Raw genomic sequence first — 12,948 nt, forward strand, 5'->3', positions numbered from 1 at the left:
TTGCGCATATGGTCGGGGCCGCGCCATCCAATATATATGCAAACATTGCGATGTATGCATATGATTGGCTTATGGCAAAGGGACCTAATGTGGAACGAGCCGATCGGAAGGACGCCCACGATCACGGTGGGGGACGCGGGGCCGGATTGTCAGGGCAGCGCGCCGAGCTGATCTTCGCGATCGCCTCCGGCGTGACCTATGCGGCGGGCTTGGCGGCGAAATACCTGCTGTCCGCGCCGGAGTGGGCAGCGATCGTGCTGTTCGTTGCGACCTATCTGTTCGGCGGCTTCTTCACCGTGCGCACCGCGATCGCCACCATGCGCCGCGGTCGCTTCGAGGTCGACTTCCTGATGCTGGTCGCGGCGGTGGGCGCCGCGATGGTCGGCAAGTGGGCCGAGGGCTCGGTGCTGCTGTTCCTGTTCAGCCTCGGACATGCGCTCGAGGAATACGCGATGGGCCGCGCACAGCGCTCGATCGAGGCGTTGGCCGAGCTCGCGCCTAGCACCGCATTGGTGCGCGGGTCGAATGGCGAGGTGGTGGAGTCCGAGGTCGATCAGCTCGCCGTCGGGGATGTCGTTGTGGTGCTGCCCAATTCGCGGCTGGCGGCCGACGGGATCGTGGTCGACGGGCGCAGCGCCGTGGACGAGTCGTCGGTGACCGGCGAGAGCATTCCAGTCGAGAAGAGCCCGATCGGGGACCCGACCGCCGCGCTGGCAGGCAGCGCGCCAGTCCCCGAAATCCATCGGGTGTTCGCGGGCACGACGAACGGATCCGGCGCCATGGACGTGCTGGTGACCAGTCGCGCGAAGGACAGCACGCTCGCCCGGGTCATCACCATGGTGCGCGAGGCCGACACTCAGAAGTCGCCCACGCAACGGTTCATCGACCGCTTCCAGCTCTTCTTCGTTCCCGCGGTATTGGCCGGTGTACTCGGCGTACTGGCGTTCGGTATGTTCGCGCTGTCGGAGCCCTTCGCCGACAGCTTTTATCGGGCCATGGTGGTACTGGTGGCCGCAAGCCCATGTGCACTGGCGATCGCGACACCGAGCGCGGTGCTGGCCGGAGTCGCCCGCGCCGCACAGGCCGGTGTGCTCGCCAAGGGCGGCGGACCGCTGGAAACTCTCGGGCGTGTGCGTTCGATGGCGTTCGACAAGACCGGCACCCTCACCTGGGGTCAGCCGCGGGTCACCGATATCGTCCCGGCCGCCGAGGACCTGCGCGAGGAGTTGATCACGACCTTGTTCGCGGTCGAGTCCTACAGTGACCATCCGCTCGCCACGGCGATCACCCGCGATCTCGCGGTCCTGGTGCCCGCCGGTGCTGAACGCACTGCGACCTCGGTGAATTCGGTGACCGGTCGCGGCGTCACCGCCTTGGTCGACGGCAGCCCCGCCGAAGTCGGCAACCACACGATGTTCACCGAGCTCGAAGCCGACGGCGTGCCCACCGCGGTCATCCGGATCGCGGATGGCCTGCACCAGCGGGGACGCAGCACGATGATCGTGCGACGCGGCGGGGTGTATCTGGGTGTTGTCGGCGTCATGGACACCCCACGCGCCGAAGCAGCGCCGGTCATCGCACGACTGCGCGCATTGGGCATCGACGACATCGTCCTCATCTCCGGAGATAACCAGCGAGTGGCCGACGCCGTCGCCGCTGACATGGGCCTGGACGCCGCACACGGCGGCCTGCTCCCCGAGGACAAGGTCACCATGATCGGCAAGCTCGGCGGACGCGACGGCACCGCCATGGTCGGCGACGGCGTCAACGACGCACCGGCGATGGTCAACTCCTCCGTCGGAATCGCCATGGGCGCAGGCGGTTCCGCCGTCGCACTCGAAACCGCGGACGTCGCACTGATGGTCGACGACATCGGCCGCCTACCCTTCGCCGTCGGCCTCAGCCGCCACACTGCCCGCATCATCCGCCAAAACCTGGCCTTCTCCCTCCTCATCGTCGCCGCCCTGGTCCCAGCAACCCTCATCGGCCTACCCATCGGACCCGCGGTCTTCATCCACGAGGGCTCCACCCTCCTGGTCGTCGCAAACGCTTTGCGCCTGTTGCGCTTCCGCCGCGGCGCTGAGCACGAGGGCATCGACCACGAGCCACGCCCGCTGGCGGCCTGAGCGGGGGAGCGGTTCCAGGGCCACGACGAAAGCACGGGAGGGCGTTCGGCGGGCATTGCTCGAGCGTCTCAGGCGAGGAGGGCGATCGGCTCTTCCGGCGGGCCGGAGGTCAGCAGGTCGGCTAGGAGCGAGCGGAGGTTGTCGGGGACGAGGCGGTCGCCGGTCGCGTTCAGCTCGTCCGGTGTCGACCAGTGGTGGCCGGTGATCGAGGTGCGCTCGTCCTCGGTGAAACCAATGGTGTCGATGTCGAAACCACTGACCCGGACGAGGAAGTAGTGCTCACGGCAGTCGTAGGTGGCGCCGCCCCAGGAGCCGATCGCGCAGCGGCGCCAGACCTCGGGCCCCAGCGTGAGTTCGGTGAGCCCGGTCTCCTCGCGCGCCTCGCGGGCCGCTGTCTGCTCCATCGAGCTTGTCCTTGTCTCAGTGGGGTTTACGGCCCTCTGGGGTTCGCGGGACGGCAGCATTGCGAACTGATAGTGCCATCGGCATCCCCGCGTACACGGAATCTCCACATTTGAAGCCGCTTCTCTCCACAGTGAGTGGCTAGGGTTTCGGATCATGGAGCAGAGCGCAGTGGTCACCGGGCAGCCGGCAGCGCGGCGGATCCTCGTCGTGGACGACGAGATGACCATCGCCGAATCGGTGGCGGCGCGACTGCGGGCGGAAGGGTTCACCGTCGATACGGCACATGATGGACCCGCGGCGGTCGCCGCTGTGGAGGCCGGGGAGCCCGATCTGGTGGTGCTCGATGTGATGCTGCCGGGCTTCGACGGGCTCGAGGTGTGTCGGCGGATCCAGGCGGGGCGCGGCGTGCCGGTGCTCATGCTCACCGCCCGCACCGACGAAACCGATCAGCTGATCGGGCTCGGTGTCGGCGCGGATGACTATCTGACCAAGCCGTTCTCCATGCGTGTGCTCGCCGCCCGCGTGCACGCGTTGCTGCGCCGCATGGACCGCGCGGCCGACCGCGATGGCGACACCATCATCGTCGGCGACCTCCGCATCGACGTCGATCAACGGCGCGTCTGGCGCGGTGACGTCGAAGCCCAGCTGACCCCGCTCGAATTCGAGCTGCTCGCCCGCCTGGCTCGCCGTCCCCGCGTGGTGCTGGCGCGCGAACGACTACTCGAAGAGGTCTGGGACTGGGCCGATGCCGCGGGCACCCGCGCCGTCGACAGCCATATCAAGGCCTTGCGCCGTAAGCTCGGCGCAGACCTGATCCGCACTGTGCACGGCGTCGGTTATGCGCTGGAGGCGCGATGAATTGCCACATGCGAATCGGTGCGCTGTGCACCGGGGGACTGCAGGCGGGGCGAATCGCAGCCGACTCGGCGAAGGGCGAACCGACATGTGCGCAGCACCATCACCGGTCGGATCGATGGGCCGCGGCAGGCGGGGAGGCTCAATGAGTGACCAACGTGGTCTTACATCGACGGGCTCGTTGGTCGACGGCGCTGACGGCCAGGCCGGGGCGGAGATCGGTGTCGAGAGGGAACTCGGTGCGCCGGGCGGTCGCGCGGCAACAACTCCGAGTGGGTCCGCCGCATCGTGGTTCGGAGTTGGTATGCGCGGGCTCAGGAAAGTGAGCGACGTCGTAGCGGAGGTATTGCCGCGCCCGCTCGATCCGGTGCGGTCGATCAAGCTCAAGCTGGCGATCCTGATGCTGGTCTCGGGTGGCGTGGCATTCGGGTTCTTTCGCTTCAAGATCGGCTGGCTGCCGCCGCGGACCACACTCGCTGCCGTCGTTATCGCGTTGGTGACATCGCAGTTCCTCGCGCACGGCATCACCAGGCCGCTGCGTGAGATGACCGCCGCGGCCAAACGGATGGCCCAGGGCGATTACACCCGACGCGTGCGCGCGAGTTCGCGCGACGAGGTGGGCCAGCTGGCGAAGGCGTTCAATCAGATGGCCGCCGACCTGGCCGCCGCCGATCAGCAGCGCCGCGACCTCATCGCCAACGTCTCCCACGAGCTGCGCACGCCGATTACCGCACTCAACGCGGTGCTGGAGAACCTCGTGGACGGGGTGTCCGAGCCCGACCCGAAGACACTGCGTACGGCGCTCGCACAGACCGAGCGGTTGGGCTTGCTCGTCTCCGAACTGCTCGATCTGTCCAGCATCGAGGCGGGCGCCTTCCCACTCGATCGCGAACGCCTCGCCGTCACACCGTTATTGGCCCAGGTCGTCGCCGAGGCCGAGGTGATGGCGGCGGCACTCGGGCGCGGCGTGCGATTCAGCACCGACGTGCAACCCGGCACCGCGAGCGTGTCAGCAGATCGTGCACGTCTGCATCAAGTGCTGTTGAACCTGCTCGACAACGCCGCCCGCCACGGCCCGGCCGGCGGAGAAGTGCGAATCACGGCACACACCGACCATGGACAACTGGTCATCGACGTCCAGGACGAAGGCCCCGGGATTCCGCTCGCCGAACGCGCCCGCGTCTTCGACCGCTTCACCCGCGGCGGCCGAACCGACGGCGGCGGTACCGGTCTCGGCCTCGCCATTTCCCGTTGGGTCGTCGACCTACACGGCGGCACCATCGCCGTGGCCGACCCCGGCTCGCGCATCCGCGTAGTACTCCCAGATCGCTGACACCCCCGAACAACTCCTAGCCCACCCCAGCCCACCGCCCCCGAACCGTTCGACGGGTCCCCGGGGCGATCCCGCACACCCATTAGGAGAGACCACCCATGCCCGAACACCCCGCGCCAGGCGAACCGCCGAAATCAGAACGACCGATTGCAAGCGCGCGGTCCTCCGAGGATGCGACGACCGTTGCCGGGCGTTCGCCGTTGCCGGACGACTCGATCGGTGCCGGGCCTTCGGCGTCGCCGGCCGATTCGACTGGTGCCACGGACTCGGCGTCACAGCACGACCCGGCTCCTGACTCGCCCTTGGCATCGCCCGACGAACCGGTACCACCGCCGCGAGTAACCAGGCGATACCGGCGCAGTAGCGCAACGCCGACGAACCCAGCCGAACAGGTATCTGCCGTATCGATGGAGGCATCGGACCGAGAGTCGTCTCCAGACGGAGGCACAACGACCAGCACCGCGCTTTCCGTGGCGGGTGCGTTGCCAGACGCCGGAGTCGGCGGCGGGAGCCACTCGACTGCTGCTGAGACTTCCCGAGACCACTCATCCCGAACGACGTCGCCCGAGACGTCGAAATCCGCGGATCATCCGTCCGAGGGAACGCCGGAATCGGCAAGTACAGCTTCAATGGCGACTGGACCGACGGAACCAGGGCCACGAGGCGGGGCGCATGCGGATCCTGTTGCCGCGCCATGGAGTACGGGCTGGCAAGGGATCTCCTCGGCTCCGACGAGTGCTACGCGCCTCGAGTCGCCTGCATGGCAGGAGTCGCAGGCGACGTCGACGGGTGCGCCGATTGCGCCCGGAGTTCACGCGCTCGTCGCGTCGAGATCCTGGGGGGTACCGCTGCCGCCGAGGTGGCGGCGAGTCGCCGTTCCACACGGTGCGCTGCCTGCGGTGGGCATCGCTGGGGTCGCGGGGGCGGTCCTGATCCCGCTGGATCGTCCGGGGCTCGGTTGGGTGCTGGCCGGCGCGGTCGCGGCGGGGGCGGTGTTCCTGGTGGATCGGCGTGCGCGGCGCACGGCGGGAGGTAGTGCCGAATCCACGTCGGACGTGGGGTCTCGGGCCCCGGGCAGGCAGGAACAAGTCGGCAGTCGAACGACGCCGCAATCGGAGGCCGGGGTCGGAGCAGGTGGGACCGAGCAGGTCCGGGCCGAGGACGGTCGGGCGAGCGCGTTGCCGGAGGTCGATGATCAACCGGCGGCAGGTGCGCGCATCGAGAATGAATCTGCGCGCCCCGGTCGGCAGTCGTCGACGGAAACGACGGCAAGAACGGAAGCCTCGGCTGGGGATGCGGATCGAGACGGTGGCGCCCTGGGTAATTGGGGCCGAATCTGGTGGTCGGCCTTGGCGTTGGCGCTGCTGGCGGTGGGGGCGTTCCGCGCCGCCGGGTGGCTGTTCACGCTCTGTGTGCTCGCCGCGTGTGTGGCCGGATCGCTGGCTGTCGTCGGGCGGCGTTCGGCCAATGGCGTCTGGTACGACGTGATCGCGGTGCCGATCGAGTCGTTCAGCGCCTTGCCCTGGATGTACACGGCGCTCAGTCGAGTGCGCGGGAGCAGTCGGGGCAACTCTTGGCGGGCCGCGGGGTCGGTGGCGGTGACAGTCGCGCTGCTGGCGGTGTTCGTGCCACTGCTCGGTGGGGCGGACGCGACGTTCGCGAGATTGCTCGCGAGCGTGACGCCGGAAGTCGACGTCGCCTCGATAGTGCGGTGGATCGTGCTGTTCGCCGTCGTTGGGCTCGGCACCCTCGGTGCGATGTATCTGCTCGCCGGACCGCCTGCCGCGGTGTCCGACGAGGGAGATTCCGAGATCGGCCGGTCGTTGCGACGGCTGGAGTGGGCGTTGCCCGTCGGCGCGCTGACGACGCTGTTCGCGCTCTTCGTCGGCGCGCAGTTCGTCGCGCTGTTCGGTGGTGACCGCTACGTTCAGCGCACGGCCGGGCTCACCTATGCCGAGTACGCGCGCAGCGGCTTCTGGCAGCTTTCGATCGTCAGCATGCTGACCCTCGCCGTCATCCTCATCGTCTTGCGTTGGGCGGCAAAGGATTCGGCGGCCGATCGAATGTGGCTGCGAATACTGCTGTGCGCGCTGAGCGCCCTCTCGCTGGTTATCGTCGCGTCCGCGCTCGGTCGCATGTGGACGTATCAGCAGGCCTACGGATTCACCGTGCTGCGACTGCTGGTCGAGTCCTGTGAGCTGTGGCTCGGCGTGGTCTACCTGCTGGTGATCGCCGCGGTGCTCCGGTTGAAGCGAACCTGGCTGCCGCGCGCCGCGATCGGCACCGCCATGGCGACCCTGTTGGCGCTGGCGGTGTTGAACCCGGACGGCCTTGTCGCCGACAAGAACATCGACCGTTGGCAGCACGGTAAGGACCTCGACACCGAGTACCTGAGCACCCTCTCGCCGGATATCGTCCCGGCCATCGAGCGTCTGCCCGAGCCGCTGCGCGCCGAGGTGCTCGATCCGATCCGCGCGGAACTCGACGACGACACCTGGCAGAGCTGGAATCTGTCGCGCGCACGCGCACGATGAAACCGGCCTGCGGGTGCGGAAGTGCAATACACTTGTATTATCCCTGCTTGTGGGTTATAACTGGCCTGAGTGGGCATTGCTGTCGCTGATCGGGATCGACCCCCGCGAGGTGCTGCAGGTGCTCAGCGGTGTTCGCCGATGGCCTCGGCGGGCGCGCGGCCCTGGCGGGCTGGCGGTCCTGACAGTGTGGGGCCGGACCGACGCGGGTAGGCCGCTTATCGTCGCCGTCCGCCGGACCGAGGACTGGCAGTGGGACATCCTGGGTGCCGTCGACATGGCCGACACGCAGGTCGCGGAGTTCGAGCGTTGGGAGCACGCCGATGACTGACTATCCGACAAACCCGCGGGACGTCCAGGATTTCCTGGCCGGCCTGGAATTCGGCGACAAGCCCGTTGATCCGGCCGAGGTGCCGCCGGTGTTGCACGATGACGCGGTCACCGTCACCACCTCGCTGCGTATCCCGTTCGAACTGCATCAGCGGGTAAAAAAGGCCGCCGAGGACCGCAGCGTCACGATGTCGGCGCTGATCCGCGACTGGATCGAACTCGAGCTCGCCGCCCTGGAAAACGACCAACCGATCTCCCGCGCCGACGCCCTGCGCGCTCTCGCCGCTCTGCATCCACTGCGTCGGTCGGCGTAGCGGGAGTCGGCACGGGCCGACCGGCGTAGCCGGATGCTTCGGTCCGCGTGACCGCCTCGGTGCGGCTGGTCAGCGTGTCGGCCAGTTGGGTCGATCAGCCGGGCAGCGGCGCGCACACGGCGATACCGATGGCGGCCAGCGTGGCCGATGCCAGCGGGCCGATGATCACCACCGCGACAACGGCTCCCAGTAGTAGGCGGGCCTGAACTCCCGGCCTCGGCTCGATCGGCGGGATCAGGCGTTCGACCCGCGCGGGTAGGTCGACGCCGTTCATGCCCAGTACCGGCGAGACGGCTTCGGGGATACCGGAAAGTGTGAGCAGGGCCCGCAGCACGGCTGGTCGGCCGTGCACGCGAGCCGCGGCGTCGTCAGCGCACATCTCCAGCAGCCGCGCGACTTCGGTCGCTCCGAGGGTGAAAAGCTCGATCCGGGAAAGGTTGGCCGCAAGCCCGCGTGTCAGGGCGAGCCACAGATGGTGACGACCGGCGAGGTGGGCGCGCTCGTGCTCCAATACTGCACTCAACTGGCCATGATCGAGCGCGGCGATCGCGCCGCGGGTGACGACGACCGTGGGTGGCTTGCCTGCCACGCTGTACGCGGCGGTTTCGGCGACATCGAGCACGATGGCATCCAATCCGGCATCGTGGCGCCCGGCGATCCGAACCATTCGCGCGTGCTCATGGGTAGTGCTGCGGGCCAGCAGAAACCACCGGCCGACCCGGCCGAGCAGCACCACGCCGGCACACGTGGCGAACCCGGTCAGTGCGAGAAACCCGCTCTGCACCAGGATTCCGTAGTGGCCGGTGGCAGCATCATGCAATTGCGCGTAGCAGCTGTCGAGGACCGGACGGCCGGGATGGGCCAAATCCGTTATCACGTAGGCGATGACGATCACCGGAACCGCTAGCCACGAGGCGACTACCGAGCCGATCGCGCTCAGCCATGCGACCAGCTCCAACTGTGGCACGACACCGCGGTGGGTGAGCCGCGTGAGCGGGCGTGGCGCCAGCACCACGACGGCAAAGCTGTAGAGCAGCAGGCAGACCGCCTCGCTCATCCGGCGGCACGCTGTGTGGCGGGCTGCCGGATCCGCCCGCGTTGCTCGGCGCTTCGCTGCTTCGAAGTCTTGAATGCGTGAAAACGCATCAAGGCGTTCCTCCTGTCGATCGGCGTCGAGCCGTGGTGCAAACCCGGGAATGCACTCAACCTAGCGGACACCTACTATCTACATACGTAATTTCTGGATGTCCAGAAAGTGGGTTGTCCGCGAATCCTGGTGCTGGACCTATGGATTCGAGGCAGTCGTCGGAGCAGGCTCGGCAGGCGCCGCCGCCTCCTCGACAGCGGCTCGACGCGCAGGCGAGCGCTGGGGTCTCACCGGACCCCTCACATCGGGGTTTGTCGACGGCGACGGCCTCGAGCCTTGATTTACCTACGTAGATCACACCGAGACGTCGGCTCACCAACCATGGCGCGGACCGATAGTCATATCGGTCGCGCACGCCGATCCCGCAGTGTCGGTCGAAAAGCACCGTCTGCACCGGACGCTCGAACTGAAACTAACCTCGGCAGCGCATCATTCAGCGACCGTGGTCCGCAGAGTCAGGCTTTCGGCAGACCTCACTTTCGGCTGTTCCCGCCGAAGCCTCAGTGCGGCACGCAATCCCGCGGACTCATCGGCATCGATCTGCTCGACGAAGTAGGCCAGCACGAGGTCGGGTCGGCCACCACCTTGGAGGGCCTCGCGCATCAGAGCGGCGCTGTACTGCTCGCGCGTCAATGTGGGTTGATACCAGTACGCTTTGCCGATGCGCTCCCGCTCGAGGCAGCCTTTGCGATGCAAATTGTCCATGGTGGACATCACCGTGGTGTAGGCGATTTCGCGCTCGGCGACGATCTCGTCGAGAATCCCACGGACAGTGGTCGGTTCGTCGCGATCCCAAACTCGGTCCATGATGACCGCTTCGAGCTCGCCGAATCTCCGTACGCGCATACATCACCTCCAGTAGCGGCGGTGGTGGGACCGGCATCCCGTCGCGCGCTACTTTCTGCGTACGTACATAGTACTTTCCGACGCGTCGGTTCGCGCGTCGACAGATGCTTGCGTGGTGTCGAAAGGCCATCCGCCGCACCGGCTGATGTCGAGCAATCGTGCGTCCATCACCGATACGATGACCGGTGCCGAGTCGGCGGGTGTTATCTGCGAGCCGCCGGCCGAGTGTTCGGAACCGGATGCGGCGGAGGTACTCGAATTGACGATCGGCCTGATGCGCGCGGTGGTCCTCCGCCCCCGGACCACCCGAGGCACTGCAACTGCGTGAGGTACCCATCCCGCAAACCCCGACCGGGCCAGGTGCTGATCCGGTCAAGCCTTCGGGCTCAACCGTTCGCCAACCAAGTGCGCGATCCGGCGATCAGGGCTTGCGAGCGATCCCGCCGACCATCAGTCGCTGGGTGATGCCCAGCTCGCCGGAGGCTCCGTCGGCTGGCCGCCATTCGGGTAGATAGGCGAGACCGGGCTCGACCAGTTCGAGACCGCGGAACAATCCGAGTACCTCCTCGTGCGTCCGAAACCGGCCCGTACCGAGGAATTCCAGGAACGACTTCTCCAGCGCGCGGGCCTCCTGGCCCGAGTCGCAGAAATGAGTGATGAATAGGTGGCTGCCCGCGGGTACCGCGCTGAGGTAGCTGTCGACGATGGCTGCGGGGTCTTCGTCGTCGTGCAGGTGGTGCAGGATGCCGACGAGCATGACGGCGAGCGGCTGCGAGAAGTCGATCGTCTGCTGGACGGCCGGATCGGCGAGGACGTCGGCGGGGGAGCGCAGGTCCGCGGCCACGACCACGGTCCCGTCGTTGTTCTCCACCAGCGCTCGACCGTGCGCCAACGCGACCGGATCGATGTCGACGTAGGCGACTTTCGCGTCTGGCTGCAGTGACTGCGCCACCTGGTGGGTGTTCTCCATGGTGGGCAACCCGGCGCCGAGGTCGAGGAACTGTTTGATGCCCGCCGTACCGGCGAGGTAGCGGACGCCGCGGCCGAGCATCGCCCGATTCAGCTGGGCTACTTCACTGATCTCCGGCAGGGTCTCGGCAAGATGCTCGACAACCGCATGGTCGGCGGGGTAATTGTCCGTCCCGCCCAGTAGAGCATCGTAGACGCGCGCGATGCTCGGTTTGGTCGTGTCAAAGCCCACCGACTCCGAACCCGTCATCGTTCATCCTCCTGCACAACATTGCCACAGCGATCCCCGAACTCTGATGAACCTAACCATGGACGGCTTCGTTCGTGCGGCTCAATCGATCATTCCGTGCAGTCGATGAAGCCCGGAGCGGCACAGGGGATCTCGCGCTGCGCGAATAGTGTTGTCGGACCATGTCGTTCGAGTAGCCGATGGTCGGAATTCGAGTGGACGGGTACTCGTGTACCGCGTCGTAGACACCGCCATCGTAGGTGTCGAGTCCACGGACCTACCTCGTGTCGATGTCGGTTCGCCGCTGGGCTCGCTCGCAATCGATCACCGCGTCAGCAGCGTCGGGATGCTGACCCTGGCTGAGGAAAGAGCGTATGGCCGCCTCGGAATTCACATACAAGGGCAAGGCAATCGTCATCCGTGAGGACCATCCGCATGCGGTGGTCAGCGTCGACGGGCGCGAGTTCGCCTGTCACCACCACCACGGCGCAGGGGAGAGGGGGCTCGCCATGTGGATGTGCGACGAGGCGTACTTTGCCTCGCCCGAGGTCAGGGTGCTCGCGAAGCACTTCGCGGACTACGGGTACATGTTCGACGACCCGAATCGAATCGTCGTCGACAGCAACGGTGTGGTCGTTGCTGCGGGCCACGCCGAGCATGACGACGACACCGAGCACGGGGGAGGGCACTGACATGGGCTGCCGCGGAAACTTGACGAGACTGACCGTTGGACAGCGCCGCGCGTTCACCAGCGCAATCAACCAATTGCGCGACGACGGTGGGTATGACACCTACGTCGAGCAGCATCGTGGCGCGATGGGACACGGGCACGGTGGTCCCGCGTTCTTTCCGTGGCATCGGGAATACCTGCTCAGATTCGAGCGTGACCTGCAGGCCATCGATCCGGATGTCAGTGTCCCCTATTGGGATTGGACGCAAGCCAACCTGAACGGCGCGGGAACCGAGAGTCTGATCTGGCGCGCCGATCTGATGGGCGGACCCGGCCAGGCCGGAACCGGTGCGGTGACCGATGGCCCGTTCGCGGGCTGGGGCCTGATTCGGAGTTCGTTCGACATCTTCGGATTCCCCGGGACCGGGGGCGAGATTTCGACCGCGATGTCGGACCCCGACTACACCGCGTTTCGCGGTATCGAAGCTCCACACGGTGCCGCGCACGTATGGGTGGGCGGCTTCGTCGGCAACGCCGTCATCGCCCCGCGTGACCCGGTGTTCTGGCTCATCCACGCCAACGTGGATCGGCTCTGGTCGGAGTGGATCCGCCGGCACGGGAACGTCGCAGGTTTTCAGCCGTTCCTGCCGCTGAGCGGCGGGCCGACCGGGCACAGCAGCACCGACATGATGTGGCCGTGGAGCGGAACGACCGACCCCTTCGGGATGCTCCCGTGGACCGTTGTCCCCGAATCCGTTCGTCCCGCAGATCTGCTCGTCCACCGTGACCTCGGCTATCGGTACGACACGATCGACCCGGCATGCATCCGGATCCCGAAACTGCGGATCGAGGAGTTGAAGGAGAATCTGCCGAAGGAATTGAGCCCGATGGAGCTGGCCCCGAAGGAGTTCAAGGAACGGGCTCCGGACAACGCCCCACGATCACGGCGGCACGTAACGATGCGCGGCGACGGTCATGATCTGCGTACTCGGTGAATCGACGGATAGCGACGGCGTCTACGCGGAGGCGACGGACAGCCGATTGCCGCCGCGCTGGGCGTGTCACTTGCAGTCGCGCTGGACCGCCGCACCGACCGCACGATGCGGAGGGAGCAACGGTGCATCCGCTTGACGATCGGATTCCGGAATTTGTCGAGTCCATGGACAGCGTTCGGCTTGTTTGTATAGGGTTTC

General features: G+C 66.8%; 13 protein-coding genes. 9 read left to right on the forward strand and 4 right to left on the reverse strand.

Annotated features, from left to right (window positions below; genetic code table 11):
• Positions 1–71: 71 nt before the first annotated feature.
• Positions 72–2,126, forward strand: a complete 2,055-nt coding sequence (locus ACFQZZ_RS32915; protein ID WP_378688677.1) for a heavy metal translocating P-type ATPase — start codon at positions 72–74, stop codon at positions 2,124–2,126.
• Positions 2,127–2,194: 68 nt separating this feature from the next.
• Here the strand turns inward: ACFQZZ_RS32915 and ACFQZZ_RS32920 are convergent, their stop codons facing one another.
• Entirely contained in the window at positions 2,195–2,530 is a 336-nt protein-coding gene (locus ACFQZZ_RS32920) for an NUDIX domain-containing protein (RefSeq protein ID WP_378688679.1), read from the reverse strand.
• Positions 2,531–2,684: 154 nt separating this feature from the next.
• On the opposite strand from ACFQZZ_RS32920, the gene ACFQZZ_RS32925 reads away from it, so the two are divergent.
• From ACFQZZ_RS32925 to ACFQZZ_RS32945, 5 genes are all read left to right on the forward strand, one after another.
• Complete coding sequence (locus tag ACFQZZ_RS32925; RefSeq protein ID WP_378688681.1) at positions 2,685–3,389, forward strand: response regulator; 705 nt, start codon at positions 2,685–2,687, stop codon at positions 3,387–3,389.
• Between the two features lie 301 nt (positions 3,390–3,690).
• A complete protein-coding gene (locus ACFQZZ_RS32930; protein ID WP_378688806.1) occupies positions 3,691–4,719 on the forward strand; it encodes an ATP-binding protein in 1,029 nt (342 codons plus the stop codon).
• Positions 4,720–5,618: 899 nt separating this feature from the next.
• Positions 5,619–7,253, forward strand: coding sequence for a DUF4153 domain-containing protein (locus tag ACFQZZ_RS32935; RefSeq protein WP_378688684.1), 1,635 nt, complete (start codon positions 5,619–5,621; stop codon positions 7,251–7,253).
• Between the two features lie 49 nt (positions 7,254–7,302).
• Positions 7,303–7,581: a hypothetical protein gene (locus tag ACFQZZ_RS32940; protein ID WP_378688687.1), complete on the forward strand. Its 279-nt coding sequence runs from the start codon at positions 7,303–7,305 to the stop codon at positions 7,579–7,581.
• Positions 7,574–7,894: a CopG family transcriptional regulator gene (locus tag ACFQZZ_RS32945; RefSeq protein ID WP_378688690.1), complete on the forward strand. Its 321-nt coding sequence runs from the start codon at positions 7,574–7,576 to the stop codon at positions 7,892–7,894. Before ACFQZZ_RS32940 ends, ACFQZZ_RS32945 begins: the two co-directional genes overlap by 8 nt.
• Before the next feature lie 94 nt (positions 7,895–7,988).
• Here ACFQZZ_RS32945 and ACFQZZ_RS32950 read toward each other — a convergent pair whose 3' ends face one another.
• Positions 7,989–8,951, reverse strand: a complete 963-nt coding sequence (locus tag ACFQZZ_RS32950; RefSeq protein WP_378688692.1) for a M56 family metallopeptidase — start codon at positions 8,949–8,951, stop codon at positions 7,989–7,991.
• Between the two features lie 187 nt (positions 8,952–9,138).
• Between ACFQZZ_RS32950 and ACFQZZ_RS32955 the strand changes: the two genes are divergently transcribed.
• Positions 9,139–9,321 carry a hypothetical protein gene (locus ACFQZZ_RS32955; protein ID WP_378688695.1) on the forward strand — a complete coding sequence of 61 codons (183 nt, stop codon included), beginning with the start codon at positions 9,139–9,141 and terminating at the stop codon, positions 9,319–9,321.
• A 149-nt stretch (positions 9,322–9,470) separates the two neighbouring features.
• Here ACFQZZ_RS32955 and ACFQZZ_RS32960 read toward each other — a convergent pair whose 3' ends face one another.
• Complete coding sequence (locus tag ACFQZZ_RS32960) at positions 9,471–9,887, reverse strand: BlaI/MecI/CopY family transcriptional regulator (protein ID WP_378688698.1); 417 nt, start codon at positions 9,885–9,887, stop codon at positions 9,471–9,473.
• A gap of 421 nt (positions 9,888–10,308) precedes the next feature.
• Positions 10,309–11,106 (reverse strand): SAM-dependent methyltransferase, encoded by a 798-nt coding sequence (locus ACFQZZ_RS32965; RefSeq protein WP_378688701.1) that lies wholly within the window; start codon positions 11,104–11,106, stop codon positions 10,309–10,311.
• A gap of 353 nt (positions 11,107–11,459) precedes the next feature.
• Between ACFQZZ_RS32965 and ACFQZZ_RS32970 the strand changes: the two genes are divergently transcribed.
• On the forward strand, positions 11,460–11,777 hold the full coding sequence (locus ACFQZZ_RS32970) for a hypothetical protein (RefSeq protein ID WP_378688704.1): 318 nt from the start codon (positions 11,460–11,462) through the stop codon (positions 11,775–11,777).
• Positions 11,778–11,796: 19 nt separating this feature from the next.
• The gene (locus tag ACFQZZ_RS32975; RefSeq protein WP_378688707.1) at positions 11,797–12,750 is read left to right on the forward strand and encodes a tyrosinase family protein; all 954 of its coding nucleotides are present in this window, start codon (positions 11,797–11,799) and stop codon (positions 12,748–12,750) included.
• Positions 12,751–12,948 lie beyond the last annotated feature (198 nt).

This window comes from Nocardia sp. GCM10030253, assembly GCF_042675075.1.
Taxonomy (GTDB): Bacteria; Actinomycetota; Actinomycetes; order Mycobacteriales; family Mycobacteriaceae; genus Nocardia.

Excerpts from the sequence above, each read along its gene's own strand:
- ACFQZZ_RS32915 (WP_378688677.1), top strand. The coding sequence starts at position 72 with ATGGCAAAGGGACCTAATGTGGAACGAGCCGATCGGAAGGACGCCCAC.
- ACFQZZ_RS32920 (WP_378688679.1), bottom strand. The coding sequence starts at position 2,530 with ATGGAGCAGACAGCGGCCCGCGAGGCGCGCGAGGAGACCGGGCTCACC.
- ACFQZZ_RS32925 (WP_378688681.1), top strand. The coding sequence starts at position 2,685 with ATGGAGCAGAGCGCAGTGGTCACCGGGCAGCCGGCAGCGCGGCGGATC.
- ACFQZZ_RS32930 (WP_378688806.1), top strand. The coding sequence starts at position 3,691 with ATGCGCGGGCTCAGGAAAGTGAGCGACGTCGTAGCGGAGGTATTGCCG.
- ACFQZZ_RS32945 (WP_378688690.1), top strand. The coding sequence starts at position 7,574 with ATGACTGACTATCCGACAAACCCGCGGGACGTCCAGGATTTCCTGGCC.
- ACFQZZ_RS32950 (WP_378688692.1), bottom strand. The coding sequence starts at position 8,951 with ATGAGCGAGGCGGTCTGCCTGCTGCTCTACAGCTTTGCCGTCGTGGTG.
- ACFQZZ_RS32955 (WP_378688695.1), top strand. The coding sequence starts at position 9,139 with ATGTCCAGAAAGTGGGTTGTCCGCGAATCCTGGTGCTGGACCTATGGA.
- ACFQZZ_RS32960 (WP_378688698.1), bottom strand. The coding sequence starts at position 9,887 with ATGCGCGTACGGAGATTCGGCGAGCTCGAAGCGGTCATCATGGACCGA.
- ACFQZZ_RS32965 (WP_378688701.1), bottom strand. The coding sequence starts at position 11,106 with ATGACGGGTTCGGAGTCGGTGGGCTTTGACACGACCAAACCGAGCATC.
- ACFQZZ_RS32970 (WP_378688704.1), top strand. The coding sequence starts at position 11,460 with ATGGCCGCCTCGGAATTCACATACAAGGGCAAGGCAATCGTCATCCGT.